Genomic DNA, 26,424 nt, shown 5'->3' on the forward strand with positions numbered 1-26,424 from the left:
TCAGCCGGCGCTGGTCATCCTCTGCTGCACCGGGAACCGCCCCAGGAGTGCTTCACGCGCCGTCTGCGCACCGAGCCTACTGGCTGCGGCGACCTCGATCGTCGGCAGCGGCAGCGGATTCGCCGTGGGGAGGCCGACGTTGACGACCACCGCACGAGGATCACGCACAGCGGCACGCTCGACGAGTGCACGCTGCGCGGCGTCCGTGTCGGGACGATCGATCAGCAGCACCGTCGTGCCTGCGGCTGCGGAGACCTCGTCGATCACGCGGTCCTGTTCGGAGACCGGGGCGGATGCCACGTCGAGGCGCACCCGCAGGCCATCTCCGGCCAGCGCACTCGCGACGTACGACCCCGCGCTGTCGACGGCGAGCGTCGAGCGTCGACGTGCGTCGATGACGGCGAGTTCGGACGTCGCCTGCGGGGCGTCGCCGGAGACGGTCACCACGCGGCGCACGATCTCCGCCGCGTCGAAGGGCTCGATCGGCTCGTGCGTCTGCTCCGCAGCGACGCGGAGCCTGGCGGCGAGGGATGCGACCCTGGCTGCCGCCTCCTCGACACGCGCCCGCGAGAGCGAACCGTCGCGCAGCGCGGCGACGATCCCGTCTCTGGCGGCGCGGAAGTCCTGCTCGTCCTGGTCGGGAAGAGCGGCATCGCCCGGATTCGTCGGGTTGCCGATGCAGAGGAGGTCTGCGCCGGCAGCGAGCGCCTGGGCTGCTCCCCCGCCGAGTCCGACCGTCTCACGGATCGCGGCCATGTCGAGGGCGTCCGTGATGATGACGCCGTCGTAGCCCCAGTCGCGCAGCATGCCGAGCACGCGCGGGTTGAGGGTGGCGGGCTGCTCTCCCCACGCCGGAACCACGATGTGCGCGGTCATGACGGCATCCACACCGGCATCGATCGCGGCACGGAAGGGTTCGAGGTGCACCCGTTCGAACTCGTCGAGATCCAGAGTGATCTCGGGGAGCGCGTGGTGCGAGTCCATGTGGGTGTCGCCGTGGCCCGGGAAATGCTTGACGCAGGCGGCCACCGCCCCGTCCTGGATGCCGTCGATCGTCGCCACCACGTGCCGTGAGACGAGCGCCTCGTCAGCACCGAAGGCCCGCACGCCGATCACCGGGTTACGGGGGTCGGTGTTGACGTCGGCGACCGGACCGAGCACCACGTTGGCCCCGACGGCGCGCACCCGACGCGCGAGTTCGGCGCCGGTCTTCTCCGACGCGACGAGGTCGTCGAGCAGACCGAGCTGGGCGGCGCCCGGAACCGTCGAGCCGGTGGCGGACTCGAGCCGGGTGACGCTGCCGCCTTCCTCGTCGATGCCGATCAGGGCGTCGGGGTTCGCGTCGAGGATCGCGGCGCTGAGGGCGGGAAGACCCGCGCCGACGTTCTGACCGAAGTACACGACCCCGGCCAGTCCGTCGCGCAGCTCGTCGCGGAGCCACTCCGGGGCTTCCGTGCCGAAGAAGCCCGGCCACAGCACGCCGTTCGCGAGGCGTTCGAGGTCGTCGGTCATCCCTTCACCGCTCCCGCCACCATGCCGGAGGCGAGCTTGCGCTGCACCAGCACGAAGAAGATCATGACGGGCACGGTGATGATCGTCGACGCGGCCATGATGCTGCCCCAGTCGTTGGAGTGCAGGCCGAAGAACGACTTCAGACCGATGGAGACCGTGTACTGGTCGGTCTGCGCGCCCAGGATGGTCATCGCGAAGATGAACTCGTTCCACGCGGTGATGAAGCTGAAGATGCTGGTCGCCACGAGGCCGGGCATCACCAGCGGCAGCAGCACCGATCGGAACATGCGCCACCAGCTCGCGCCGTCGATGTACGCGGCCTCCTCGAGCTCGACCGGGACGGCGGCGACGAAGCCGCGGAGCATCCAGATGCCGAACGCGAGCGACAGTGCGACGTACACGACCATCAGGCCGAGGATGCTGTTGAGCAGACCGAGGCTCTTCACCTGGAGGAAGAGCGGGATGACGAGCGCCTCGAGCGGCACCATCTGCACGATCAGGATCATCATCAGGATCGTGGTGCGGAACTTGAACTTGAAGCGCGCGACCGCGACCGCGGCGAGCAGGCACACGAGCGCGCTCACGAGGACCGTGACGAGCGCCACGATCGCCGAGTTGCGCAGGTAGGTGCCGAATCCGCCGTCGGTGAGCACGAAGGCGAAGTTGTCCCACGTGAACTCCTGCGGGAGCAGTGACTGGCCACCGCTGGACGCCTTGCCGTCGAATGCGCTGGAGACCATCCAGTAGACGGGGAACAGCGTGAAGATCAGGACGGCGGCGACCGCGATCCCGATTCCGATGCGGGAGCGGAGCCTCGGGCGCGGGTTCACAGCTCGTCCTCCTTCATGAGGGAGCGGATGTAGACGATCGTGATGCCGATCAGCACCAGCGTGAGCAGCACGGCGAGCGCCGCACCGAAGCCATAGCGGTTCTGGCCGAAGGACTCCACATACGACCAGACGCCGAGGTTGAGCACCTGACGGTTGCCACCCCCACCGCCGGGCATCAGGTACACCTGCGCGAAGACCTTGAAGTCCCAGATGGTCGACAGGATGATCACGACCGAGAAGACGGGCTTGAGCGTGGGGAAGATGATCTTCCAGAATCGACGCCAGGCGCCGGCACCGTCGAGAGCGGCGGCCTCGAGCATCTCCTTCGAGACACCGAGCAGGCCGGCCAGCACCGTGATGGCGACGAACGGGAAGCCGTGGTGCACCACATTGAGGAGCACGATGGCGTAGAACGACCACTGGTTGGTGAACCAGTTCACCGGGTCGTCTATGAGACCGAGGTCACGCAGCACCGTGTTGAAGATGCCGCGGTCGGCATCGAAGATGAAGGTCCAGACATAGGTTCCGGTCACGGCGGGCATCGCCCAGGCGACCATGATGCAGCTGGAGACGATGACGCGCCAGGTGGTGCCGAGGCGTGCGAGCAGGAGCGCGACGAGCGTGCCGACGGCGACCGTGACGAACACGGCCACGGCGGCGAACCCGACGGTGTTGGGCAGCACCACCGTCCAGAGGGTCGGGTTGGTGAGCGCCTCGACGTAGTTGTCGAGACCGATCCAGTTGTTCTCACCGGTGTTGATCTCGCGCAGACCGTAGTCCTGCAGCGAGTAGATGAACACCTGGACGAGCGGCCAGAGCATGAGCACCGCGAGGATGGCCAGCCCGGGCGCGAGAAGGAGCCAGGGGCGGGCCGCGACGATCGAGAGACCGCGTCGCTTCCGGCCGCCGGCCACGGAGGCGGAGGTGGACTCCGCCTTCGTGGCCGGCAGTGGCGCTTGCACCATCGACATGGAAGGGATGCTTCCTTACTTCTGGTTGAGGAGTTCGGTCATCTCGGCGGCGGCGTCCTTCGTCGCGGTCGCGACGTCCTTCTGTCCGCTGAGGATGGCCTGGATCATGGAGTTGGTCGTCTTCTTCGCCTGCACGGCTCCGAAGTTCGGGGTGACCGGAACGGATGCTCCGCCGTCGACCATCTGCTCGGCGAACGGTGCGACCAGCGGGTCGGTCGAGGCCAGTGCCTCTTCCATCGCGGACTGGACGCCCGGGAAGTAGCCGGTCTCGTTCGACCACTGCTCGGCGAACTCGCCGGTGGTCATGAGCTTGACGAACTCCCACGCCAGGTCGGCGTTCTTGGTCGTGTTGAAGACCGAGAGGTGCGATCCGCCGAGCACGGACGGAGCGATGCCACCGTCTTCGCCCGGGATGACCGCCGCGCCGATCTTGCCCTCGAGGTCGGGGTTCGCCTCGACGAGCGACTTCGGCGTCCACGAGCCCGAGAGCATCATGGCGACGTTGCCCTGGGTGAACGCGTCACGGAGGTCGGTCTCCTTCCAGGTGGTCGCACCCGCGGAGGAGAAGCCGTGCTCGGTGGCCAGGCCGGTGTAGAACTCGATGCCGGCCTGCGACTCCGTGCTGTCCAGCTCGCTGGTCCAGGTCTTGCCGTCCTTCGTGGCGATCTCGCCGCCGGCGCCCCAGACCCAGGGGTAGACCTGGAACTCGGCGTCGCCCGGGACCGGGAAGGGGAGCATGTCGGGCTTGGCGGCCTTGATGGCGTCGCCCGCAGCCACGATGTCGTCCCACGTCTTCGGGGCCTCGAGTCCGAGCTCCTCGAACACGTCGGCGCGGTAGACGAGCGAGCGGACGCCCGCGTACCACGGCATGCCGTACAGCTCGCCGTCGTAGGTGCCGGCGACCTCGAGGCCCTCGACGAGGTCGTCGCGGAGGCCCTTCTCGGCATCGACGTACTCGTCGAGCGGCTCGAGCGCACCAGCGTCGGCGAACTCGGCGGTCCAGGTGGTGCCGGTCTCGGCGATGTCGGGGGTCGTGCCGCCGGCGATGGAGGTCACGAAGCGGTCGTGGGCGTCGGCCCACTGGATCTCCTCGATCTTGACCGTCGCGCCGGTCTCCTTCTCGAAGGCGTCGGACACCTTGTCGTAGAAGGCGGAGGCATCGGGGTTCGTGCCCTTCATGATCCAGACGGTGAGTTCCTGGCCCTTGCCGTCGGTGGAGCCGGTGTCGCTGCCGCCGGCGCAACCGGCGAGGGCGAGCGTGGCCACGGCGCCGAGCGCCACGGCCGAGAGAATGCGCTTGTGCATTGCGGGGATCTCCTCTTTGAAAAGTCCTGGCAAGCATCGGGTACTCACCGGGGGTTAGGAAAAAGTATCCACGACTAACTAATTACCTGCAAGTTCCTCTCACAATCGTCACGCGGCCGTAACATCAGCTTCTCCCGGTAGGCTCCCCGGATGGTTCGCCGCACCCCTGACAAGGACCGTTCGACGGTCGCCCGCCACGCGACGCTCCCCTCCCGCCGGCCCGCCAGAGGAATCCTGAAGATCGCCGGCATCACCCTGGGCATCGTGCTCGTCTCCGCGATCGCGGTCGCTGCCTTCGTCGTGACCGACTACTTCAACCGCTTCAATGAGGGCGCCGTCACCCTGGAAGGGGCGCCCGAGGTCGAGCCGCCCTCGATCAGCGCGTACCCCGGCGAGTTCAGCATGCTCATCATCGGGACCGACGAGTGCGGTGAGGTGTCGACAGGGCTCCTCGCCGCGCGATGCTCGGAGGCCGACGGGGGGATCCTCAACGACGTGAACCTGCTCGTGCACGTGTCGGCCGAGCCCCGCAACGTCACGGTCGTCTCGCTCCCGCGCGACCTCATGATCCCCACACCCGAGTGCACCAGGGAAGACGGATCAGTCGCCTCGGAGACGAGCAAGTCGCAGATCAACTCGATCTATCAGAACGCCGGGATGTCGTGTGTGGCGAAGAGCGTCACCGAGCTCACCGGCATCGAGATCCCCTTCGCCGCGAAGATCGACTTCGACGGGGTGATGGAGGTCACCGACGCCATCGGCGGGGTCGAGGTGTGCATCGGCGGCGAGGGCATCCGCGACGAGCACACGTCGATCGACTGGGAGCCGGGACTGCGCACGGTCTCCGGCTACGAGGCACTGCAGTTCATCCGCACACGGCACGGCGTGGGTGACGAGAGCGACATGGCGCGCGTGTCGAACCAGCAGCAGTACATGTCGCGCCTGGTGAAGAAGATCATGAGCGACGAGGTGCTCTCCGACCCGGGGAAGGTGCTCGGGCTCGCTGACACGATCGTCGACAACATCGACCCCAGCGACGAGTTGGGCAACCCCGTCCGACTCGCACAGCTCGCCCTCTCGATCAAGGACGTGCCGTTCTCCGAATTCGTCTTCCTGCAGTATCCGGTGTTCGCCGATCCAGACGACTCCGACCGCGTCGTCCCGAACCGGGACGCCGCGGCCAGCATCTGGGACGCGTTGAAGGCCGGGCAGCCCGTGCAGCTCACCGGGGACGTCAGCAACAACGGAGGCGTCGAGCTCGTGGAGCCCGCGCCGGGAACCGCCCCCGAGGTTCCCGCGACCGACCCTCCGACCACCGACGCCCCGACCACCGACGCCCCGGCGACCGACGCCCCGGCGCCCCGTGCGACGCTCGACTCGGCCATCTCCGGCCAGACGGCGGAGCAGGAGACGTGCGCGAACGGCAAGCAGCGCTGAGCCGCATCGCCAGCGCGTAGGCTCGTGCCCATGGGCCGGACGAGATCGCGCGACACCGAGCATCCCCAGGTCCGGTTGGATCACGGCGGCATCGCCAGCATCATCCCGTCGGAGTTCACGAGCGGCTTCGAGCTGATCGTCGACGGCACGCCGCAGTCGCACGTCGATCTGGACGACCCGACGCACCTGCACTTCGAGTACATCGTGCGCATGGGGGCGGTGATCGACCAGCTGCCGCCCGGCCCGCTGACCGCCGTGCACCTCGGAGCCGGCGCCCTGACGATCCCGCGCTATATCGAGAGCACGCGTCCCGGTTCGCGCCAGCAGGTGATCGAGCTCGAGGCCCCGCTGGCTCAGCTGGTGCGGGAGCACCTTCCCCTGCCGAAGGGCGCGCCGATCCGGATCAGGATCGGCGATGCCCGCGAAGGCGTGGCGAAGCTGCCGAGCGGACTGCAGGCCAGCTGCGACCTCGTCGTCTCCGACGTGTACTCCGGAGCCCAGACGCCCGCCCACCTCACCAGCGTCGAGTTCTACCGTGAGCTCGCGGAGCTGCTCGCGCACGGCGGCGTGCTCCTCGTCAACGTCGCCGACGGCCCCGGTCTCGCCTTCGCCCGCCGACAGGCCGCGACCATCGCAGACGTGCTCCCCGAGATCGGCATCCTCGCCGACACACAGGTGCTCAAGGGCCGGCGGTTCGGCAACCTCGTCGTCGCGGCCTCGGCCGCTCCCCTGCCGACGGAATGGCTGCCGCGCATCCTGGCCGCCGGTCCCCACCCCGCGAAGATCGCGCAGGGCGCCGAGGCGGACGCCTTCCTCCACGGGGCGCGGATCGTGACCGACGCCGACGCCATCGCCTCCCCGCGACCCGACGCCTCGCTCTTCCTGCGCTGAGCCACGAGCGTCTCCGGCGTCCGAGGAGAGGCACGATCGGTGACAGCAGCGCCGGGGCGCCGTGTGTCGCAGAGAGGATGCGGAGACCAGGGCGCGCCGCCCCGACGACCCCGTCACCGGAAGGCAGACTGGTGGGGGACGCTGCGGAAGGAGAGCAATGAGTTTGATCCGGGGATACGACCAGGACACCCTCCGCGAGAAGGTCGATCTCGATGAGTGCGAGGCACGACTCGCGGAGATCGATTCGCAGCGCAGTCTGCCCGCTCTGCTGGAGCGCGTGTGGCTGCTGAAAGTGCTCGACCGCCTCGACGAGGCGCTCGCGCTGGCCGATGAGACGGTGCGTCAGGCGCGCATGGCCGGCACCCGGAAGGACGTTCTGCGCGCCCGCGTGCTGCACGCCACGATCCTGCAGTATCGGGGCGCGCACGCCGCAGCCGAACAGGAGCTCTCGACCTGCGCGACCGAGGCGGAGGGGCAGCGCTGGCTGTCGATCGCCGCGTTCGCGTACCAGCACCACGGCAAGAACGCCTACGACGCAGGCGACTACGAGACCGCCAGGGAGAGCTTCAAGCAGTCGTTGTTCCTCCGGCGTGAGTCGGGTGCGGAAGACCGCGAGCTCGAGACAGCGCTCCTGGCCATCGAGGCTGTCGAGCGGCGCCGCCCGCCGCAGCTCATCGCGGGCTGAGTCTTCGTGTCACCGCGATGTCGGCGGCATGGCTTAGCCTGATCGCATGGCGGAACTCGACCGTGTGCGCGTCTGGGGCGAAGCACTGATCACGCTGCACCTCGACGACAGCTGGTCGTTCGGCTTCGACAACGCCAAGCGGCGGGCCGGGCAGTGCGACTACACGAAGAAGCGCATCACCGTGTCCCGCTATCTCGCCGCACGCTTCGAAGACGACGACATCCATCAGGTGCTGCTGCATGAGGTCGCGCACGCCCTCGCCGGTCACGCCGCTGCGCATGGTCCCGCGTGGAAGCGCGTCGCCCGTGATCTCGGCTACGTCGGGGGAACGACCCACCACGGTGAGACGGCCGAGGAGCTCGCCCCCTGGGTGGGCAGCTGCCCCGCAGGTCACGTCACCTACCGGCACCGCCGCCCGACGAGACCGACATCGTGCGCCCGGTGCTCGCGCACATTCGACTCCCGCCATCTCTTCGCCTGGACCCGACGGGAGATCTCGACCGACGTACGCCTCGCCGCGCAGATGCCGCGCTGACCGCGGCTCAGCCCTTCGGGTCGTCGCGGCTCTCCGCATCGGTCGTCAGTGCTGCGCCGGGTTCGACGGCCGCGCCGGAATCGACCACTGCGCCGGAATCGACCGCCGCGCCGGAATCGACCGCCGCGCCGGATTCCACGGTCACATCGGCAGCGCTGCGCCGACGACGCAGCAGGGCTGCGATCGCGCGCCAGCCGACCAGGAACGCCCCGAGCACGAGCGTCGCCACGATGATGAACGGCAGCTCCGCCGTGTCGCCGCTGAGCACACGGATGAGCATCCCACCCGCGACCGTGACGGCCCACACCACTGCACCCCATGGCAGCGACCAGGGACGACGGGGGCGGCCGGGCAGCAGCGCGGCGAGGAGATGGCCCACGAGCAGAGCGATCAGGAACGGCCATGCCGTGAGCAGGAACCCCGCAGGGTTCTCATCGTGGGACGCGCGACCGATCGCGGCGAAGATCAGCACGAGCACGACATCGACGACGACAGCGGGAAGGTACCTCATGCCACGACCCTACGTGCCCGCGGCCGTGTCGGCGCCTGCCCCGCGGTGACCGGCGGAGATCTCCGTGTCGGGAGGATGTCCTGCGGCCGCGCGTCCGCCCGTCGGGGAGAAATCCTCCGAACGGGGTGGGCATGCGCATCAGTCGAAGCGGACGAACGATCCCTCGTGGAGCACCGGGACGACGTCGACCGCATCGAGGACGGCGGCATCCGCCACGGAGGTCGGAATCAGACCCGATGCTTCGATGCGGGCGGTCGCGACGACGCCGGCGGCGAGCTCACGGCCGGATCCGCTCGCACCGATCATGTGCCGCACCGCGCCGCGCAGGGCGTGGAAGCCCTCGGCGGCGACCGCGGCGTCCGGAGCCGTGTGATCGATACCCCGATCCGAGAGCGCCGAGACGATCGCACCGGCCCCGAGCTGATCCTCGACGGCGAACCGCAGCGCACCCGCCTCATCCAGCTCGCCGGCCGCGATCACCGCGACAGAGGTGCGTGCCTGCCGTCGCTCCTGGATGGTCTGCACGGCCCGTGCGACGGCCGCCGCGTTGCGGATGCCGCCGACGAGCACCGTCGCCTCGGAGGGAGCCGCAGCGACGACGGCCGCCCCGTTCCGCGACCACCCCTCCGCCTCCGCGAGCGCGACCGCAGAGCCGGACGCCGTGGCATCGATGACCGTGGAGGAGAACCGCAGCACATCGACGACCACGACGACGTCGGCATCGGCGAGGCGGGCGAGACCCGCGGTGCCCCAGTCGAGGCGGACCTGGTAGGTGGACTGATCGAACGGCGACGGCATCCGACAAGCCTAGAGGCGTCAGTCCGCCGCGAGCGCCTCGACCGGGGCCACCCTGGTCGCCAGTCGGGTGGGCGTCGCCGCCGCCACCAGCGTCAGCACCGCCGTCGCGACGACGATGATGGCGACGGGGATCCACGGGATCTGCGGAGCGATGAGTCCCGCGGGAACGAAGTCCGGCAGGGTCGGCACCGATCCGAGCAGCGACTGCGCGGCGATCCAGCCGTACACCACGCCCAGCACGAGTCCCGTCAGCGTCGCGGCGACCGTGATGTGGGTCGCCTCGAGCAGCACCATCCGTCGCACCTGGCGATTGGACAGCCCGATCGAGCGCAGCAGCCCCAGTTCGCGACGACGCTGCACCACGCCGATAGTGAGCAGGTTCACGAGCCCGACCGCCGCGATCACGGCCGAGACGGCGACCAGCACCATCATCACCGCCGCGAAAGCGTCCATCGGGGCGAAGAACGCCGCAGGAACCTCTCCGGTGGTCTGGCTCATCATCAGCCGCTTGGCCGACTCGAGGGCCACGGCGAACATCGTCACCAAGGTCACGCCCATGACCACGCCGATCGCCATCCTCGACGAGCGTTCCGGGTAGCGCAGCGCATTCTCGGCCGCGAGACGAGCCGTCGCGCTCGATCCGAACATCCGCCCCACCAGTCGCAGGACCGGGGGCATGAACAGCACGGATCCGAGAGCCAGGCCCGTGAACGAGAGCACACCGCCGAAGAAGGCGACGACGACCCCGAGCGGCGTGACGAGACCGATCAGCACCCCGCCCACGAGGAGCGCGGCACCGGCGATCAGCAGCACCCAGGCGCCGATGTGCCGACCCGGCGTGCCGGAGACGTCGTCGTGCGTGCGCTCGACAGACCCGCCGAGCGCCTGCAGAGGCGTCACCGACAGCACACGGCGGGAACCCGCCCATGCCGCCGCCCAGGTCGTGAGGGCCACGCCGATCGCCGGCAGCGCCACGAACGGCTGCACGAGGGAGAAGTCGGTCGGGGCGTTGGCGATCAGCTGCCCGCCGACCTGCACCCCGACGACCGCGAGCACGAGACCCGCGAGCATGCCGATCGCCGCCCCGAGCAGCCCGACGACGAGCCCCTGCGTGCCGACCTGAGCCCGCTGCGAGCGCGCGGTCGCCCCGATCAGACGCATGAGCGCGATCTGACGGGTGCGTCCGGCGATGATCGTCGAGAAGGTGTTCGCGGTGACGATCGCGGCGACGTACATCGCGACGACCGTCAGCAGCACCGACAGCAGTGCAACCACGAACGCGAGCGTCCCGCTGTCGCCGATGAAGGGATCGGCCTGCAGCACGGCGCCGATGTAGGCCGTGATCTCGACCAGGAGCACTCCGAACGCGGCGGACAGCGCGGCGACCAGGACGCTCGCGCCCATCCCCCGGTCTCGCAGCCAGGCCAGTCGAGGACCGGTCGCGCGGGTCTCGGGGACGACCGTGGCGACGGCGGTCATGCTGCCACCTCGGCGGCGAGCATGTAGGCCGAGATCTCTTCTGCGGTCTGGCGCGGGTGGTCGGCGACGATGCGTCCGTCACCGAGGTAGAGCACGCGGTCGGCATGGCTCGCCGCGATCGCGTCGTGCGTGACCATCGCGATGGACTGGCCGTGCTCACGGCTCGCGGTGGCGAGCAGACGCAGCACCTCGCGTCCGGTCTTCGAGTCGAGGTTGCCCGTGGGCTCGTCCGCGAACACCAGATCCGGTGCCGTGGCCAGGGCTCGGGCGATCGCCACACGCTGCTGCTGCCCGCCGGACAGCTGATGCGGGCGGTGAGAGAGACGCGAGCCGAGCCCGAGCGTCTCGATCAGTCCGTCGATGCGCGCCCTCTCGATCGCGCTCGGACGACGACCGTCGAGCTCGAACGGCAGCATGATGTTGCCGAGAGCGTCGAGCGTCGGCACGAGGTTGAAGGCCTGGAAGATGAAGCCGACCCGTCGACGCCGGAGGATCGTCAGATCGATGTCGCCGAGACCTGTGATCTCGGTGTCACCGATCCAGGCCCGTCCCTCGGTGGGGCTGTCGAGCCCCGCCATGATGTGCATCAGGGTGGACTTGCCGGAGCCCGATGGCCCCATGATGGCGGTGAACTGTCCGCGGCGGATGCCGACGCTGACGTCGTCCAGCGCATGGACGGTGCCCTCACCGGAGCCGTAGGTCTTCTTCAGGTGCTGGACGCGGGCGGCGAGCCCCAGGTCGGTGGTCGTGATCTCCATGCATCCGACGCTATTTCCGCGGTACCTCGCCGGTCATCGCTCCCGGGGACCCTTCCGCATACATCGCAAGGATGATCCGCGGACTCCGCCCGCGGAACGGCGTTCAGGCGAGGCCGTGCTCGAACGCGAAGACCACCAGCTGTACGCGGTCGCGCAGCGCGAGCTTGCTGAGGATGCGGCTGATGTGGGTCTTCACGGTCGCCTCGCTCAGGTACTCCCGGCCGGCGATCTCGGCGTTCGAGAGCCCCCGGGCGGCGAGCGCGAAGATCTCCCGCTCGCGGTCCGTGAGGTCGGCGTACTGCGGCGGCACGGGCTTGGGTGCTTCGGCGAAGTGCTCGAACAGGTCGCGTGTCGCGGCGGCGGCGATCACGCTCGAGCCCGAGTGCACCGTGCGGATCGCGGCGAGCAGGAACTCCGGATCGGCATCCTTGAGGAGGAAGCCGCTCGCGCCCTGCCGGATGGCCCGTGCCGCCGCTTCGTCGAGGTCGAACGTCGTGAGCATGACGACGCGCGGCGGTTCCGGGCGTGCCAGGATCTCGGCGGTCGCCGTGAGCCCGTCCATGACCGGCATCCGGATGTCCATCAGCACCACGTCGGGCCGGGTCGTGCGGACGACCTCGAGCGCCTCCTTGCCGTCGCCGGCTTCTCCGACGACTTCGAGGTCGGGCTGGGAGGCGACGAGCATGCGGATCCCGGCACGGAAGAGCGCCTGGTCGTCGACGAGCACGACTCTGATCATTCGGAGACTCCGATCGGGAGCGTGGCGTGGACGACGAACTGTGCCCCTCGGCGCTCGGCTTGCAGACTACCGCCGACGAGCTGCGCACGCTCGCGCATGCCGATGACACCGTGCCCGCCGGGAGACACCGTCGCTTCCCCCGTGACGGTGTTGCGCACATCGACGTCGACGCGGTCCGCGAGCCAGGCGAGGTGCACGTCGACCGCGCCGTCCCCATGCCGGATCGCGTTCGTGAGCGCTTCCTGCAGGATGCGGTAGACCGCGAGCTGGATGGCCGCCGGCGGCTCCCCCGGCGGCATCGGGTCGACGGTGACCCGCGGTTCGATTCCGGCCTGCCGCACCTGCGAGAACAGCGCTTCGAGGTCGGCGAGCGTGGGCTGCGGGCCGTCGCCCTGCCGGTGCCGTAGCTGTGTGAGCAGCATCCGCACGTCGCTCAAGGCGCCACGCGCCGTCTGGGCGATGGTGCCGAGCGCCTCGGTCGCGAGTTCGGGCTTCACCGCGGCCGCGTACCTGGCCCCGTCGGCCTGCGCGATCACCACCGCGAGCGAGTGGGCGACCACATCGTGCATGTCGCGCGCGATCCGCACCCGCTCCTGCTCCTCCGCGGCGAGCGACTCCGCCTGCAGCTGGGCCGACCGGGTGCGGCGAGCGCGCAGGACGACGCGCCACAGCAGCCCGCACACCCAGGCGAACCCGAGCGCCATGACGGAGACGACGAGCAGCAGTGTGCCCGCGCTGACCTTCTCCCACCCGCTGCCCGTGCCGAAGGCGACGCCGTTGACGATGACCATGAACACGGCAGCGACCAGGCCGCCGAACAGCGCCGAACCGAATCCCCACCAGAGCACGCGGCGTGTGCCCCAGGCGGAGGTGGCGTACAGCACGAGCAGGATCGCGATGTCGATCGGCAACGGTCCGAACCCGGAGAGCATCTGCAGCACGGCGCCGGCCCATGCGGCAACGAGCGCCCACCCGGGGGCGAGCCGGCCGATGGCGACGCCGCCCGACATCAGGACGCTCGCGATGACGATGCCAGCGACCGCTGCTCCCCCGATCGCGGTGTTCCCCGTTCCGGGCCCGTAGAACACCAGCGACATCGGCACGAGCACGAGGAAGAGCAGCGCCGCCCCGACGATGTCGAGGGTCAGCGCCGTACGAGAGAGCGGGCGGATCACTCCCCCACGCTACGCGAGGGGCCCTCGCGCCGGCATCCGTCGTGGGATGTATCCGCGTCCGTCAGGCGCGGGCGAGGATCTCGCCGTGCGGCACCAGATACCAGCCGTCGCCGTCGTCGGCCCAGCGCCTCCACGCATCGCTGATCTCCTGCAGATCGGCGCGCGTGGCCATGTCGCTGTCGACGAGCTGCCGCGCGAGGGCGGATTCGAGGATGCGGTCGGCCCACATCCCACCCCACCAGGCGCGCTCGGCGGGTGACGCGTAGCACCAGGTGGAGGCCGTCGCGGTGATATCGGTGAAGCCTGCGGCCCGCGCCCAGGACAGCAGACGGCGACCGGCATCCGGCTCGCCGCCGTTGGCTCGTGCGGCCGCACGGTACAGCGCCAGCCAGCGGTCGAGCTCGGGCAGCACGGGGAACCAGAGGAAGCCCGCGTAGTCGGCATCGCGCGCGGCGACGATCCCGCCGGGAACAGTGACGCGGCGCATCTCCCGAAATGCCTGCACCGGGTCGCCGACGTGCTGCAGCACCTGATGTGCGTGCACGACGTCGAAGGAGTCGTCGGCGAAGCCCAGTGCGTGCACGTCCTCGACCGAGAAGTCGAGGTTCGTCAGGCCCCGGTCGGCCGCGAGTCCCTGGGAGAGCGACAGCGCATCCTCGTCGATCTCGGTCGCGGTCACGTGCGCGACGATGCCGGCGAAGTCGACCGTGATGCTGCCGGGGCCCGCGCCGACATCGAGAAGGCGGGTCGTGGACGTGAGGTGGGGGCGGAGGTACGCGGCCGAGTTCGCGATGTCGCGCACGTTGTGCGAGCGGAGGACGGATTCGTGGTGTCCATGCGTGTACGAGGCCATGCGGTTCAGTCTGGCAGAGCCCGCCCTCAGCGCAGTCGCGCGACCATGCGGCGGATGGCCTCGCGGTCGGGTTTGCCGGAGGACAGCACCTCGATCTCGTCCACCATGATCAGACGAGCCGGTCGGGCATGCTTGCCGAGTTCGTTCTCGACCGCGTCGCGCGCCTGCGCGAGCTGCTCCGACTCGCTGCGACGCAGCACCTCGCCCCGGGCCGCGACGATCACGGACGCCTCGCCCCAGCGCTCGTCCTCCACGCCGACCACCACCGCCTCGTGCAGCCCCGCGATCCGGCGGACGACCCGCTCGACACGATCGAGCGAGATGTTGATCCCTCCGGACACGATCACGTTGTCGGCACGGCCGTGCACCCGGACGACACCGTCTTCGACGAGACCGAGATCCCCGGTCCGGTACCAGCGGATGCCGTGCTCGTCGCGCACGAACGTACGCGCGGTCAGCGATCCGTCACCGAGGTATCCCTCGGCGAGCATGGGGCCCGCGATACGCAGCTCGCCGTCGACCGTGCGCACGCCGACCGTGTCGAGAGGAACGCCGTCGTAGACGCAGCCGCCGCTGGTCTCGGTCGAACCGTAGGTGCGCACCAGACGCACCCCCAGATCGGCGGCACGCTCGCGCAACGGTTCGGGGAGCGATTGCCCGCCCACCAGGATCGCCCGGTAGGCCGTCAATGCGGCACGGACGGCGGTGTCGTCCGCGGCGTCGAGCAGAGTCGCGACCTGCGCCGGGACGAGCGACGTGAACAGCTCCGGGACCCCGGCCCCTGGCGATGGCCGCAGCATCTCGAGGGTCGCCTCGGCGAACGATGTCGGCGAGAAGCGGCCCTCGATCCGCGCGGGCTGCGTGTCCGCGAGGATCGAGCGGACCAGCACCTGCAGTCCCGCCACGTAGCCGGCGGGAAGGGCGAGCAGCCAGCGACCGCTCCCGATCCGCGCGGCCGTGGCCTCGGCGCTCGCCCGCAGGGCCTCCCCGCTGAGCGCGACCCGCTTCGGCACCCCACTCGACCCCGAGGTCGCGATCACGGCGGCGAGGCCGTCCGCCACGTCCTCCGGGGCGCCGGTCACCATCCCGAGCCCCAGCGCCGGACCGCCGTCGAGCGCGCGCTGCAGGGCCTCTCGCAGGCGAACCGGATCTTCGGCATCCGTGGGGATCAGGGCGGTCATGCGCGTCTCCGACTCTGGGCTGCCCTGGTCAGTAGTGCCAGGGGAAGGACGACCAGTCCGGGTCGCGCTTCTCGAGGAACGAGTCGCGGCCCTCGACGGCTTCGTCGGTGCCGTAGGCGAGGCGGGTGGCCTCCCCCGCGAAGACCTGCTGGCCGACCAATCCGTCGTCGACCGCGTTGAAGGCGAACTTCAACATGCGGATCGCCGTGGGAGATTTCGTGAGTACGGTGCGCGCCATCTTCAGCGCCTCGCGCTCGAGCTCGGCATGCGGCACCACCCGGTTCACGGCGCCCATCTCGTAGGCACGCTGCGCCGAGTACTCCTCGGCGAGGAAGAACACCTCACGGGCGAACTTCTGACCGGTCTGACGGGCCATGTACGCCGAGCCGTAGCCGGCGTCGAAGCTGCCGACATCCGCATCGGTCTGCTTGAAGCGCGCCTCTTCGGCCGAGGCGATGGTGAGATCGCACACCACGTGCAGGGAATGTCCGCCACCGGCAGCCCATCCCGGTACCACCGCGATGACGACCTTGGGCATGAAGCGGATGAGGCGCTGCACTTCGAGGATGTGCAGGCGGCCGACCGCTGCGCGGCTCGCCCCGTCGACGATCGCCGTCTCCGCGTCGGAGTACTTGTACCCGTCACGACCGCGGATGCGCTGGTCGCCGCCGGAGCAGAACGCCCAGCCGCCGTCCTTCGGGCTCGGTCCGTTTCCCGTGAGCAGCACCGCGCCGATGCGCGCATCCTGCCGGGCGATGTCGAGTGCGCGATAGAGCTCGTCGACGGTGTGCGGACGGAAGGCGTTGCGCACCTCCGGCCGGTTGAACGCGATGCGTGCGACACCGCCGTCTCGCGAGACGTGAGCGGTGATGTCGGTGTAGTCCTCCGCCCCGGGCGCGAGCACCCATTCGGCCGGGTCGAACAGATCGGAGACGAAGGCGGTGGTCACGGCATCCAGCCTATTCCTCGCGCCCACGCCGCGCCCGCCAGGTCTTCATCCAGCCGTCGACGATGTCCCAACCGACGCCCACCGCGATGCCGAACCCCAACAGGACGGCGAGGATGCGGAACACCCCGCCTTCGTCGGCCGACTCCGCCCGCCCTGACGCGAACTCCTCCCCGCCTGCTGCGGTGATCTGCGCGAGGAACTCCGGATTCACCAGGTCACCGGTCAGCAGCAGCACGAGAACCCAGGCGAGGAACGCGACGGCGAGCACCGTGTTCACCACGGCCAGTCCGGTGCTCCAGCGTCCCCTGCGGTAGAGGACGACGGCGAACACCGCCTCCGCGACGATGAGCAGTAACAGGACGCCGATCCCCCACGGCCACAACTGCGGATTCAAGATCGGCAACGCCCCGCCGTCGACGTGGACGAAACCACGGAAGCGATCCCAGAGGAGAGCACCGATCGCGATGCCGAGGAAGACGAGCGAGGCGATCAGCTCACTCCGCCCCACTCCCTTCTCTGTCGGCTCCGGCAGCTGATCCAGATCCCACTTCTCGATCGCGGTCGTGCTGTTCGAGCGCTCGAGGATGACGAACACGAGCGTGGTCCAGAAGCAGATGTGCAGGATCGCACCACCGGTCGCGAGGATCGAGGTCGAGATGATCTCCCCGACGGGGGCGTTGGAGATGGTCTGTCCCAGCGCGACGCCGCCCAGAACGCAGACGGGAACGATGATCAGCAGCAGCTTGAGCAGCCGCCACCAGGTCAAGTAGAAGCGCGGCCCGATGAGGTAGAGCGGGCGATCCGCGTAGCCTGCGGCCAGGATTCCCGGGTCGCCGAGTTCGGTGAGCACTGCGCGCTCTGCCGACTCCGGCGCCTCCCCCTGCTCGACCCTGGCCTCGATCGCGTCGGCGATGGAGGCCTCGAGCTCAGCGCGGACGTCGGCTTGGGCGTCGGGGCGCAGACTGCGGATCGTCGCGCTGATGTAGCGCTCGGTGAGTGTGACCGTCGTGGTCATGTCAGTTCTCCTCTGCGGTGAGGGACGCGATCGCGATGGTGAGTGATCGCCATTCGTCGGTGAGGGTGTCGGCGAGGCGGATGCCGGCGTCGGAGGTGCGGTAGAACTTGCGGGGCCGCGCCTCGTCGGTGTTCCACTCGCTCGTGAGGTACTCCTGCTTCTCCAGGCGGCGGAGCAGCGGATAGAGGGTGTTCGCGTCGGTAGCGAAGCCGCGCTGCTCGAGCTGCTCGAGCAGCGAATAGCCGTACCCCGGCGTGCGCAGCAGCTGCAGGCAGGCGAGCACCACGGTGCCGCGCCGCAGTTCCTGCAGGTGCGTGTCGAGCGTCTCGTTCATGACGATCACATTACTGTGCGTCACACACCATTGTCAATCACACATTTATGCGCGATCCAAGGCGAGACGAGAGAGCATCGAGACGGGAGAGTGTCGAGGCGGGAAAGTACCGTGGAGACATGACGCTCGAGATCACGCGCATCGACCCGTTCGACGCCGCTGCGGTGGATGCCTGGTGGGACGCCTATGCGTCCGCCGAGCGCGCAGACCGCGGGGACGACATCCCCGTCTGGTCCCGGGAGGAGACCCGCAGCGAGCTGCAGCAGGAGTCGCGGGTCAACGAGCGGCGCGCCTTCCTGCTGCACGACGACGGCCTCGTCGTGGGTGCCGCGAGCCTCACCCTCCCGCTGAAGGACAACACGCACGTCGCCTACCTCGACATCGATGTGCCCCTCGCGCACCGACGGCGCGGAGTCGGGTCCGCCGCCCTCGCGTTCCTCGAAAGCGAAGCCGCGGCCGCCGGACGCACCACCGCGCAGGGCGACACCTCGTGGCGGTACGAGCTCGGCTCCGACGGTTCCGGCGACCCTGGCCGGGAGTTCGCTCGTCGACACGGCTACGCGCTCGCGCTCGGCGATGTGCAGAACAGGCTCGCACTTCCCGTCGCGCCGACGGTGCTCGACGGCATCGACGCCGACATCGCCGCCGCGATCCAGGGCTACACGATCCGCAGCTGGGTCGGGCCGGTACCGGATGATGTCGTCGAAGGCTGGGCGATCCTCGATGCCTCGATCGACACCGAAGCGCCCAGCGGCGATCTCGACATCGAACCCGCGAAGCCCGATGTGGAGAGCATCCGCGAGCACGAGGACCTCCTCATCCGGCAGAACCGTCTGTCGATCGGCACGATCGCCCTCGACCCACAGGGCGAGGCGGTCGCCTACACCCAGCTGGTCGTGTCGGGGGACGACGGCAACGCCTACCAGTGGGGAACACTCGTACGTCGCTCGGATCGCGGCCACCGCCTCGGCACCGCGGTGAAGATCGCCAATCTCCGCCTGCTGCAGCACGCGGCGCCGCAGGCACGGGCGGTCTACACCTACAACGCCGAGTCGAACGCCCACATGCTCGCCGTCAACACCCTGCTCGGGTTCGCCCCCACCGAGCGGATGGGCGAGTTGCAGAAACACCTGGCCTGACGTGCGGCGCTCAGAGACGCCGCGGGGACAGAATGGGCACATGATCCCGCCACTCGCAGACCTGCTCGACTCGGCCAGGGTCGTCGCCCTCCCGATGCACAGCCGCTTCCGTGGCGTGGACGTGCGGGAGGCCCTGCTCTTCGAGGGGCCGGAAGGGTGGGCGGAGTTCTCCCCGTTCGTGGAGTACGAGGATGCGGAGGCGACGACGTGGCTCGCCGCCGCGATCGACTATGCGTGGCGTGCGCAGCCGGAGCCGCTGCGCGACCGAGTCGGCGTGAACGCCACGGTGCCGGCGATCGATCCGGAGCGCGTGTCCGAGCTGCTGGCACGGTTCCCCGGATGCCGCACGGCCAAGGTCAAGGCCGCCGAACCGGGCCAGACTCTGGCCGACGACGTGGCGCGAGTGCGCGCCGTGCGGGAGGTCATGGGGCCGGAGGGACGCGTCCGCGTCGACGCGAACGGCGCGTGGAACGTCGACGAGGCCGAGCACGCGGTGCACGCGCTCGGCGAATATGACCTGGAGTACGTGGAACAGCCGTGCGCGACGGTGCCGGAGCTGGCGGAACTGCGCCGGCGCGTGAAGTACATGGGCATCCCGGTGGCGGCCGACGAGAGCGTGCGCAAGTCGACCGACCCGCTCGCGGTCGCACGTGCCGGCGCCGCGGATCTGCTCGTGATCAAGGCCCAGCCGCTGGGCGGCATCACCCACGCCCTGCAGATCGTCACCGCCGCGGGGTTGCCCGTCGTGGTCTCCAGTGCCCTGGACACGGCGGTCGGCCTGTCACAGGGGGCCGCACTCGCTGCCGCGCTCCCGTCGCTCGACTACGACTGCGGGCTCGGCACGGCGTCGCTCTTCCTCGACGACGTGGCGGACCTGCGTCCCGTCGACGGCACGATCCCGGTCCGCCGCGTGACGCCCGATGCCGAGTCCCTCAACCGTCTCGCCGCCTCGGACGAGCGTCGCGAGTGGTGGTTCGCCCGACTCGCCCGCTGCCACTACGAGCTCTCGAACAGCGCGCGCTGAGCGGGGTGGACCCCTCCACCTCCACCCCGGCGAACCTGCGGACTACCGCTCGATGAGCAGCTGCACCAGACGACCGAGCTCTTCGCCACCGGAGTGCCGCAGCTGGGCGTCATCCTGGCCCGCCATGGCGCCGCGCACGGTCATGCCCTCCCAGATGATCATGAGCATGCGGGCAGCCGTCTCGGCCGGCAGTCGAAGGCGCAGCAGGCCCGCGGTGACGATGTCGTCGACGATCTGCGCGATGCTCGAGACCATCTCGCGCTCCTGCGCGAGGTAGGCCTCGCCGAACCTCGCGTCGCGCAGTGCACGGATACGGATCTCGCTGAGCAGCATGACACCGAGACGGTCGTCTCCGCCGAGCTCCATGATCTGCTGCACGAGGTCGATCGGATCGCACCCCTCGACCAGGGCACCGGCGGCCGTCAGCTCCTCGACGCGGGTGCGCACCGCGTTCACGCGCACCTCGGAGACGCTGGCGGCGAGCATGAGGAACAGCTCGTCCTTGGACTCGAAGTTCGAGTAGAACGCACCGCGGGTGAAACCGGCACGCTCGCAGACGGCCTCCACCGACGCTCCATCGAGCCCGACTTCGGCGAAGACCTGCGCCGCCGCCTCGAGCAGGCGGGCTCGCGTGTTCTCGCGGCTGCGGGTTGCGGGTGTCGACATCGAAACCTCCTGACCCTTCACTCTCGCATGATTCACACCCCGCACACAGGCTTGGCCGGGCGGGTCACCTTACGATACATCTATGTATTGGATACACCTGTGTATCCACCCCGCACCCCTCGGAGGAACGCGTGTCCACACTCCTGTCCTCGCTCGGACGCTGGTCCTTCCGGCACCCGTGGCGGGTCCTCGTGTCCTGGCTGCTCGCGCTCGGCATCGCCGGCGCCGGAGCGCTCGTGCTGGGCGCGGGAACCGACAACACGTTCTCCATCCCCGGGACGGAGTCGCAGGCGGGGCTCGAGCAGCTCTCCCGCTCGTTCCCGCAGGTGAGCGGCACGAACGCGCAGTTCATCGTGGTCGCGGCCGACGGCGACAAGATCACGGATGACGAGTACCGGGACGACATCGAGGGCGCGGTCGACGAGCTGAGCGACCTCGACGGTGTTCTCGCGGCCACCTCGCCGTACGACGAGATGGTCAAGGGCATGATCAACGACGACGACACCGCCGCCATCGTGCGCGTGCAGTTCGACGGCGAGTCCACCGACGTCTCGGACGAGACGAAGGATGCGCTGCGTTCGGTCGTGAGCGACCTCGACGCCGAGCTCCCCGCGGGCTCGCAGACCTCCCTCGGCGGCGACCTCTTCGCGATCTCCATCCCCGGCGTCACCCTCACCGAAGCGGTCGGACTGCTCATCGCCCTGCTCGTGCTGATCGTCACGTTCCGCTCATTCGTGGTGGCGGGCCTCCCCCTGCTCACCGCGATCCTCGGCGTCGGCATCTCGATGGCCGGCATCTTCACCGCGACCGCGTTCGCGACCGTCTCCTCGACCACCCCGCTGCTGGCGCTCATGCTCGGGCTCGCGGTCGGCATCGACTACGCACTGTTCATCATGGCTCGACATCAGGATCAGGTGCGCGCGGGCGTGGACCCGGAGGAGTCCGCCTCGCGCGCCGTAGGAACCGCAGGCTCCGCTGTCGTGTTCGCGGGCGTCACGGTGCTCATCGCGCTGATCGGCCTCGGCTTCGCGGGTATCCCGTTCCTGACCACGATGGGCATCGCCGCCTCCGCCGCGGTCGCCGTCGCCGTGGCGATCGCCGTGACCCTCACCCCGGCTCTGCTCGGCTTCATGAAGGGCAGGGTCGTCGGCCGCCCGAAGAAGGTCAAGGCGTCGAAGGCGAAGAAGAGCACCGCCTCCGACGCGTCGGAGGAGCCGAAGGACGTCGTCGCCCCGGTGAAGGGCAGCGCCCGCTGGGTCGGCGGCGTCATGAAGCACCCCGTGCTGGTTTCTCTCGCCGTCGTCCTGGGACTCGGGATCGTGGCCGTTCCCGCGCTGAGCCTCGACCTCGCGCTGCCGAATGCCGGTGTGCTCCCGAAGGACTCCGAGGCCCGCCAGAACTACGACCTCGTCGGGGAGCAGTTCGGCCCCGGCTTCAACGGTCCACTGATCCTCACCGGCACGATCGTCACCTCCACCGATCCGCTCACCCTGATGGAAGATCTCGGCGATGCCGTGGCGAAGGTCCCCGGCGTCAAGGAGGTCGCCCTCGCGACGCCGAACGAGACGGCCGACACCGGTATCGTGCAGATCATCCCGGAGACCGCCCCCGACGACCCGGCGACCGCCGATCTCGTGCGCGAGCTGCGCAGCCATCACGACGAATGGCTCGACGAGTTCGGCATCGACCTCAAGGTCACCGGGTTCACGGCCGTCGGCATCGACATCTCCGACCAGCTCGGCAACGCGCTCCTGCCCTTCGGCATCTTCGTGATCGGCCTCTCGCTGATCCTGCTGACCATCGTGTTCCGCTCGCTCTGGGTGCCGATCACCGCCGCCGTCGGCTACCTGCTGTCGATCGTCGCCGCCTTCGGCGTGGTGGGCGCGGTGTTCGAGTGGGGCTGGTTCGCCGATCTGCTGCACGTCGCCAAGGTCGGGCCGATCATCAGCTTCATGCCGATCATCCTGATGGGCGTGCTGTTCGGTCTCGCGATGGACTACCAGGTGTTCCTGGTCTCCCGCATGCGCGAGGACTTCGTGCATGACAAGGACGCGACGAGCCCGAACCGTGCCACCCGGCGGGCCGCCGCGCTCCGGGCCGTGCGCAGCGGCTTCACCGGCTCGGCGAAGGTCGTCACCGCGGCCGGGCTCATCATGTTCGCGGTCTTCGTCGCGTTCGTCCCCGAGGGCGACTCGTCGCTCAAACCGATCGCACTCGGCCTCGCCGCCGGTATCGCATTCGACGCCTTCCTGGTGCGCATGACGCTGATCCCCGCCCTCATGGCGATCCTGGGCGAGCGTGCCTGGGAGCTCCCGCGCTGGCTGGAGAAGATCCTCCCCCGCGTCGACGTCGAAGGCGAGGCGGTCGAACGCGAACGCCACCTGGCCGCCTGGCCCGGCGACGGATCGGTCGTCGCGGCCGACGACCTCGAGATCAGCGCAGATGCGCCGCTCGTCGAGGGCCTGTCGATGCGCATCGCCGAGGGCGGTGCGGTCATCGCGACGGGCGGCGATCTGCGGGCTCGTCGGGCCCTGGCCCTCACCGTCGCCGGACGCCTCGTGCCGACGGACGGGAAGCTCCGCGTCGCGGGACACCTGCTCCCCGGCCGTGCGGCCTGGGTGCGCGCGCACGTCGGCTGCGTGCTGGTCGACGACGCGGATGCCGCACTCGACGACCTCTCCGAAGCGCTCCGTGGGAAGTCGCAGGTCGTCGTGATCGACGGACTCGACCGCCTGACAGGTGGCCAGCGTGACCAGGCGACGGCCATGCTGCGCGATGCCGCGGCCTCCCGCACGCTCGCGGTGTTCGCCACCGCCTCCGATGCCGACTCGGCACGGGCCGTCCTCGCCGAGGCCGGATGGCCCGACCCCCAGACTCTCGACACGCGTACTCCTCGCCGGAGTACCGCAGATTCCACCGAGGTGACCGCATGACCCTCCCCATCGAGCGCGCGCGCTCCCGCAAGCCCATCACCTGGCTGACCATCCTCGGCGTGCTGCTGCTGCCGGCTGCGGTGGGCGGCATCCTCGTCGCGGCGCTGCAGAACCCGACCGAACGCCTGGACTCGATGACCGCGGCCATCGTCAACCTCGACGAGCCGGTGACCATCGACGGTCAGATGACTCCCCTCGGACGCCAGCTGGCTTCGGGTCTCGTGGAGGGGTCGGACGACCTCGATTCGAACCTCACGTGGGTGATCTCGAATAAGGACGACGCCGCCGACGGTCTCGCCGACGGCTCCTACCAGGCCGTCATCACCATCCCCGAGGACTTCTCGTCCGCCGCCACCTCGGCCGGTACCGCGATCTCCGACGGCGGAGGAAAGGCCGAGCAGGCCACCATCGAAGTGACCACGCCGGAAGACGGCCTCGTCGCCGACGACCTCATCACGGGCCAGATCGCGAACGTCGCCGCCTCGACCATGGGCACGATGCTCTCCGAGGCGACGACCGAGAACATCCTCGTCGGCTTCACCACCATCGGCGATCAGATCGGCGAGGCGGCAGACGGCGCCGTGAAGCTCGCGAACGGCGCGCGCGATGCCGCCACCGGAGCGGCAGCGATCCCCGAAGGCGCCACGAAGCTGGCCTCCGGTGCGGGTGAGCTCGGGACGGGGGCATCGTCGCTCGCCTCCGGGCTCGACACGATCGCGGGCAAGACGCGCGAGGCTGCGGCCGGCGCGGGTGCGATCGGGGCCGGACTGACGGATGGCGGCGCGCAACTGCAAGGAAGCGTCGCCGGGGTTCAGCAGCTCGTCGGCGGGATCCAGAGCGCCTCGGCATCCGCACGCTCCGCCGCAGACGACTCGGTCGCTCTCGCCCAGCAGCTGGGCGGAATGGCCCAGGCCGCCTGCACACCCCCCGTCGCGGACCAGGCCGAGTGCGCGCTCTACACCTCACTCGCAACGCAGGCCGGTTCCGTCGCGACGGATGCCGGCACGGCATCCGGCATCCTCAACGCGCCCGAGGTCGCGAATGGCGTCGCCGCCCTCCCCGGTACGTTCACGACGCTGGCCTCCAGCATGTCGCAGGCCGGAGCAGGCGCCACCCAGCTCTCAGGCGGCCTCACCCAGCTCGCCGACCAGGGCATCGGAGCGTCGGCCACCGGCGCCCGCGGCCTCGCCTCCGGCGCGACCCAGCTCTCCGGCGGAGCGACCGCCCTCGCCGACGGAGCCACCGAACTGACCACCGGGCTCGACACCCTGGCGACCGGCACAGGTGACCTCGCAGGCGGGCTGCGCACGGCATCCGATTCCCTGCCCTCGTTCAGCGACACCGAGTCGAAGTCGCTCGCCTCGGTGATCGCCGACCCGGTGTCATCGAACTCGTCGATGAACACCATCTTCGGCCCGACGGCGATCCCGCTGCTCGCGGCGGTCGTGCTCTGGTTCGGCGGTCTCGCGTCGTTCGTGGTGATGCGCGCACACACCGCTCGCACCCTCACCTCACGCCGGTCATCCGCTACTCTCGCGCTGCGGGCCTTCGCCCCGGCCGCGCTGGTCGGTGCGGCTCAGGGCCTCCTGGTGTCGCTGATCGTGCAGATCGTGGCGAGCTATGACGCCGGCACCTGGTGGGCGTTCGCGGGCACGGCCGTGCTCGCCGGTGTGGTGTTCGCCGCCGTGAACCAGGCCCTCGTCGCCCTGTTCGGGGGCGTCGGACGCTGGATCTCCGCCCTCGTCGGAGTGCTCGCGGTCGCGACCGGCCTGATCTCGACCGTGCCGGACTGGCTGGCTGGCATCGGGGCCGCCCTCCCGACGGCTCCGGCCTTCGCGGGTCTGATCACGCCGAGCGGTTCCGCGGTCGCGGCACTCGTGGTCTGGGGCGTGCTGTCGCTCGTGGCCACGACGCTCGCCGTGACGCTGCGACGCACGACCTCGGCCAAGGCGGTCCTCGCCACGGCCTGACGTCGTCCGCACCTCCCTGCCAAAACGGAGACCACCAGTGCCCGGCCCGGCGCGTCGACGCATGACGCGCCGGGCCGCGCCTGTGACCGTCTCCGTTTCGGCATGCGTCGCCCGCGACCTAGGATCCTGACATGCGTCGACCGTTCATGGACACCCCCGACCAACTCGCGAGCCTCGAGGGGCAGCAGTACCTCGTGCTCCGGCCCACCGGTGCGGTCGCCGAGGTCTATCGGGAGATCCAGGAGACCGCGCTCGATCGCCTCGTCATCCCGGCGCGGCGTCCGCACACCGGACACGTCACGCTCCGGGGGTTCTTTGAGCCCGAGCGGCGCGAGGAACTCACCGCGCTGATCCGCACCTGGGCGGCACGGCAGGAACCGATCGAGGTGAGCGCCGAGGCCGTCGACGAGTTCCCCCTGCCCTGGCAGATCCTGATCGTGCGCCTCGCCCGGAGTGCCTCGCTCGTCTCGGCGTACTCGACCCTGACTGCCGCGCTGGACGCCACGGACTACCGCCGCCTCGGCGAACTCCCGCTGGCCGACTGGACGTTCCACCTGTCGGTGCTCTACGGCAAGACTCTCGACGCGGCCGACTGGTCGCGATTCGCGAAAGCCGAGGTCCGCCCGCTCTCATCCGCGCCCACCGAGGTCATCGCCGAAGCAGAGCTGGTCTGGTACGAAGACGGCATCGAGCACGCCGAGGTCCTCCCTCTCGGCGGCTGATCCTCGGCCCAG

At 69.7% G+C, this 26,424-nt stretch carries 25 protein-coding genes; 9 read left to right on the forward strand and 16 right to left on the reverse strand.

What is annotated here, in order from left to right; genetic code table 11:
* Genes GLO27_RS00180 through GLO27_RS00195 form a run of 4 tightly spaced genes read right to left on the reverse strand, consistent with a single transcriptional unit; the run spans position 1 to position 4,618 of the window.
* Positions 1–1,512, reverse strand: a complete 1,512-nt coding sequence (locus GLO27_RS00180) for a glycoside hydrolase family 3 N-terminal domain-containing protein (protein ID WP_167253066.1) — start codon at positions 1,510–1,512, stop codon at positions 1–3.
* Positions 1,509–2,342, reverse strand: a complete 834-nt coding sequence (locus GLO27_RS00185; RefSeq protein ID WP_017828171.1) for a carbohydrate ABC transporter permease — start codon at positions 2,340–2,342, stop codon at positions 1,509–1,511. The genes GLO27_RS00180 and GLO27_RS00185 overlap by 4 nt, the downstream gene beginning before the upstream one ends.
* Entirely contained in the window at positions 2,339–3,313 is a 975-nt protein-coding gene (locus tag GLO27_RS00190) for a sugar ABC transporter permease (RefSeq protein WP_167253068.1), read from the reverse strand. The genes GLO27_RS00185 and GLO27_RS00190 overlap by 4 nt, the downstream gene beginning before the upstream one ends.
* A gap of 15 nt (positions 3,314–3,328) precedes the next feature.
* On the reverse strand, positions 3,329–4,618 hold the full coding sequence (locus GLO27_RS00195; protein ID WP_029259799.1) for a sugar ABC transporter substrate-binding protein: 1,290 nt from the start codon (positions 4,616–4,618) through the stop codon (positions 3,329–3,331).
* A 150-nt stretch (positions 4,619–4,768) separates the two neighbouring features.
* Here GLO27_RS00195 and GLO27_RS00200 point away from each other — a divergent pair, with 150 nt between their 5' ends.
* The 4 genes from GLO27_RS00200 (at position 4,769) to GLO27_RS00215 (ending at position 8,166) form a co-directional block, all read left to right on the forward strand.
* Entirely contained in the window at positions 4,769–6,055 is a 1,287-nt protein-coding gene (locus GLO27_RS00200) for an LCP family protein (RefSeq protein WP_021199001.1), read from the forward strand.
* A gap of 30 nt (positions 6,056–6,085) precedes the next feature.
* Complete coding sequence (locus GLO27_RS00205) at positions 6,086–6,946, forward strand: fused MFS/spermidine synthase (RefSeq protein WP_167253070.1); 861 nt, start codon at positions 6,086–6,088, stop codon at positions 6,944–6,946.
* A 157-nt stretch (positions 6,947–7,103) separates the two neighbouring features.
* Positions 7,104–7,631 (forward strand): hypothetical protein, encoded by a 528-nt coding sequence (locus GLO27_RS00210; RefSeq protein WP_021198999.1) that lies wholly within the window; start codon positions 7,104–7,106, stop codon positions 7,629–7,631.
* Between the two features lie 46 nt (positions 7,632–7,677).
* Positions 7,678–8,166 carry a SprT-like domain-containing protein gene (locus tag GLO27_RS00215; protein ID WP_021198998.1) on the forward strand — a complete coding sequence of 163 codons (489 nt, stop codon included), beginning with the start codon at positions 7,678–7,680 and terminating at the stop codon, positions 8,164–8,166.
* Positions 8,167–8,173: 7 nt separating this feature from the next.
* Here the strand turns inward: GLO27_RS00215 and GLO27_RS00220 are convergent, their stop codons facing one another.
* The 11 genes from GLO27_RS00220 to GLO27_RS00270 form a co-directional block, all read right to left on the reverse strand.
* Positions 8,174–8,677: a DUF3054 domain-containing protein gene (locus GLO27_RS00220; protein WP_167253072.1), complete on the reverse strand. Its 504-nt coding sequence runs from the start codon at positions 8,675–8,677 to the stop codon at positions 8,174–8,176.
* Between the two features lie 138 nt (positions 8,678–8,815).
* Positions 8,816–9,475, reverse strand: coding sequence for a 2-phosphosulfolactate phosphatase (locus GLO27_RS00225; protein ID WP_021198996.1), 660 nt, complete (start codon positions 9,473–9,475; stop codon positions 8,816–8,818).
* Between the two features lie 18 nt (positions 9,476–9,493).
* Complete coding sequence (locus GLO27_RS00230) at positions 9,494–10,954, reverse strand: FtsX-like permease family protein (RefSeq protein WP_167253074.1); 1,461 nt, start codon at positions 10,952–10,954, stop codon at positions 9,494–9,496.
* Positions 10,951–11,712 carry an ABC transporter ATP-binding protein gene (locus GLO27_RS00235; protein WP_021198994.1) on the reverse strand — a complete coding sequence of 254 codons (762 nt, stop codon included), beginning with the start codon at positions 11,710–11,712 and terminating at the stop codon, positions 10,951–10,953. The genes GLO27_RS00230 and GLO27_RS00235 overlap by 4 nt, the downstream gene beginning before the upstream one ends.
* Positions 11,713–11,815: 103 nt before the next feature.
* The gene (locus tag GLO27_RS00240) at positions 11,816–12,451 is read right to left on the reverse strand and encodes a response regulator transcription factor (RefSeq protein ID WP_021198993.1); all 636 of its coding nucleotides are present in this window, start codon (positions 12,449–12,451) and stop codon (positions 11,816–11,818) included.
* Positions 12,448–13,626 carry a histidine kinase gene (locus GLO27_RS00245; protein WP_021198992.1) on the reverse strand — a complete coding sequence of 393 codons (1,179 nt, stop codon included), beginning with the start codon at positions 13,624–13,626 and terminating at the stop codon, positions 12,448–12,450. Before GLO27_RS00245 ends, GLO27_RS00240 begins: the two co-directional genes overlap by 4 nt.
* 61 nt (positions 13,627–13,687) lie before the next feature.
* Positions 13,688–14,479, reverse strand: a complete 792-nt coding sequence (locus GLO27_RS00250; protein ID WP_021198991.1) for a class I SAM-dependent methyltransferase — start codon at positions 14,477–14,479, stop codon at positions 13,688–13,690.
* Positions 14,480–14,505: 26 nt separating this feature from the next.
* Positions 14,506–15,660 (reverse strand): AMP-binding protein, encoded by a 1,155-nt coding sequence (locus tag GLO27_RS00255; RefSeq protein ID WP_208323442.1) that lies wholly within the window; start codon positions 15,658–15,660, stop codon positions 14,506–14,508.
* Between the two features lie 28 nt (positions 15,661–15,688).
* Positions 15,689–16,609, reverse strand: a complete 921-nt coding sequence (locus tag GLO27_RS00260) for a 1,4-dihydroxy-2-naphthoyl-CoA synthase (RefSeq protein WP_021198989.1) — start codon at positions 16,607–16,609, stop codon at positions 15,689–15,691.
* Between the two features lie 10 nt (positions 16,610–16,619).
* Positions 16,620–17,624, reverse strand: coding sequence for a permease prefix domain 1-containing protein (locus GLO27_RS00265; protein WP_167253076.1), 1,005 nt, complete (start codon positions 17,622–17,624; stop codon positions 16,620–16,622).
* A gap of 1 nt (position 17,625) precedes the next feature.
* Positions 17,626–17,958: a helix-turn-helix transcriptional regulator gene (locus GLO27_RS00270; RefSeq protein WP_031206907.1), complete on the reverse strand. Its 333-nt coding sequence runs from the start codon at positions 17,956–17,958 to the stop codon at positions 17,626–17,628.
* Between the two features lie 119 nt (positions 17,959–18,077).
* Between GLO27_RS00270 and GLO27_RS00275 the strand changes: the two genes are divergently transcribed.
* Both GLO27_RS00275 and GLO27_RS00280 read left to right on the forward strand, forming a co-directional pair.
* Positions 18,078–19,097: a GNAT family N-acetyltransferase gene (locus GLO27_RS00275; protein ID WP_167253078.1), complete on the forward strand. Its 1,020-nt coding sequence runs from the start codon at positions 18,078–18,080 to the stop codon at positions 19,095–19,097.
* A 40-nt stretch (positions 19,098–19,137) separates the two neighbouring features.
* Positions 19,138–20,121, forward strand: coding sequence for an o-succinylbenzoate synthase (locus GLO27_RS00280; protein ID WP_167253080.1), 984 nt, complete (start codon positions 19,138–19,140; stop codon positions 20,119–20,121).
* Positions 20,122–20,163: 42 nt separating this feature from the next.
* Here the strand turns inward: GLO27_RS00280 and GLO27_RS00285 are convergent, their stop codons facing one another.
* Positions 20,164–20,787 (reverse strand): TetR/AcrR family transcriptional regulator, encoded by a 624-nt coding sequence (locus tag GLO27_RS00285; protein WP_167253082.1) that lies wholly within the window; start codon positions 20,785–20,787, stop codon positions 20,164–20,166.
* Between the two features lie 131 nt (positions 20,788–20,918).
* Between GLO27_RS00285 and GLO27_RS00290 the strand changes: the two genes are divergently transcribed.
* The 3 genes from GLO27_RS00290 (at position 20,919) to GLO27_RS00300 (ending at position 26,412) form a co-directional block, all read left to right on the forward strand.
* Positions 20,919–23,720 carry an MMPL family transporter gene (locus GLO27_RS00290; protein WP_167253084.1) on the forward strand — a complete coding sequence of 934 codons (2,802 nt, stop codon included), beginning with the start codon at positions 20,919–20,921 and terminating at the stop codon, positions 23,718–23,720.
* Entirely contained in the window at positions 23,717–25,690 is a 1,974-nt protein-coding gene (locus GLO27_RS00295; protein ID WP_167253086.1) for a YhgE/Pip family protein, read from the forward strand. The genes GLO27_RS00290 and GLO27_RS00295 overlap by 4 nt, the downstream gene beginning before the upstream one ends.
* A 131-nt stretch (positions 25,691–25,821) precedes the next feature.
* Positions 25,822–26,412, forward strand: coding sequence for a 2'-5' RNA ligase family protein (locus GLO27_RS00300; RefSeq protein ID WP_021198981.1), 591 nt, complete (start codon positions 25,822–25,824; stop codon positions 26,410–26,412).
* The last annotated feature ends 12 nt before the right edge of the window (positions 26,413–26,424 follow it).

This window comes from Microbacterium sp. Be9 (genome assembly GCF_011754135.1).
Lineage (GTDB): Bacteria > Actinomycetota > Actinomycetes > Actinomycetales > Microbacteriaceae > Microbacterium > Microbacterium maritypicum_A.

Coding starts and splice junctions, on each gene's coding strand:
- GLO27_RS00255 (WP_208323442.1), bottom strand. CDS start 15,660: ATGACCGCCCTGATCCCCACGGATGCCGAAGATCCGGTTCGCCTGCGA.
- GLO27_RS00300 (WP_021198981.1), top strand. CDS start 25,822: ATGCGTCGACCGTTCATGGACACCCCCGACCAACTCGCGAGCCTCGAG.
- GLO27_RS00220 (WP_167253072.1), bottom strand. CDS start 8,677: ATGAGGTACCTTCCCGCTGTCGTCGTCGATGTCGTGCTCGTGCTGATC.
- GLO27_RS00180 (WP_167253066.1), bottom strand. CDS start 1,512: ATGACCGACGACCTCGAACGCCTCGCGAACGGCGTGCTGTGGCCGGGC.
- GLO27_RS00225 (WP_021198996.1), bottom strand. CDS start 9,475: ATGCCGTCGCCGTTCGATCAGTCCACCTACCAGGTCCGCCTCGACTGG.
- GLO27_RS00285 (WP_167253082.1), bottom strand. CDS start 20,787: ATGTCGACACCCGCAACCCGCAGCCGCGAGAACACGCGAGCCCGCCTG.
- GLO27_RS00190 (WP_167253068.1), bottom strand. CDS start 3,313: ATGTCGATGGTGCAAGCGCCACTGCCGGCCACGAAGGCGGAGTCCACC.
- GLO27_RS00265 (WP_167253076.1), bottom strand. CDS start 17,624: ATGACCACGACGGTCACACTCACCGAGCGCTACATCAGCGCGACGATC.
- GLO27_RS00270 (WP_031206907.1), bottom strand. CDS start 17,958: ATGAACGAGACGCTCGACACGCACCTGCAGGAACTGCGGCGCGGCACC.
- GLO27_RS00215 (WP_021198998.1), top strand. CDS start 7,678: ATGGCGGAACTCGACCGTGTGCGCGTCTGGGGCGAAGCACTGATCACG.
- GLO27_RS00205 (WP_167253070.1), top strand. CDS start 6,086: ATGGGCCGGACGAGATCGCGCGACACCGAGCATCCCCAGGTCCGGTTG.
- GLO27_RS00280 (WP_167253080.1), top strand. CDS start 19,138: ATGATCCCGCCACTCGCAGACCTGCTCGACTCGGCCAGGGTCGTCGCC.
- GLO27_RS00250 (WP_021198991.1), bottom strand. CDS start 14,479: ATGGCCTCGTACACGCATGGACACCACGAATCCGTCCTCCGCTCGCAC.
- GLO27_RS00275 (WP_167253078.1), top strand. CDS start 18,078: ATGACGCTCGAGATCACGCGCATCGACCCGTTCGACGCCGCTGCGGTG.
- GLO27_RS00210 (WP_021198999.1), top strand. CDS start 7,104: ATGAGTTTGATCCGGGGATACGACCAGGACACCCTCCGCGAGAAGGTC.
- GLO27_RS00230 (WP_167253074.1), bottom strand. CDS start 10,954: ATGACCGCCGTCGCCACGGTCGTCCCCGAGACCCGCGCGACCGGTCCT.
- GLO27_RS00240 (WP_021198993.1), bottom strand. CDS start 12,451: ATGATCAGAGTCGTGCTCGTCGACGACCAGGCGCTCTTCCGTGCCGGG.
- GLO27_RS00200 (WP_021199001.1), top strand. CDS start 4,769: ATGGTTCGCCGCACCCCTGACAAGGACCGTTCGACGGTCGCCCGCCAC.
- GLO27_RS00295 (WP_167253086.1), top strand. CDS start 23,717: ATGACCCTCCCCATCGAGCGCGCGCGCTCCCGCAAGCCCATCACCTGG.
- GLO27_RS00235 (WP_021198994.1), bottom strand. CDS start 11,712: ATGGAGATCACGACCACCGACCTGGGGCTCGCCGCCCGCGTCCAGCAC.
- GLO27_RS00195 (WP_029259799.1), bottom strand. CDS start 4,618: ATGCACAAGCGCATTCTCTCGGCCGTGGCGCTCGGCGCCGTGGCCACG.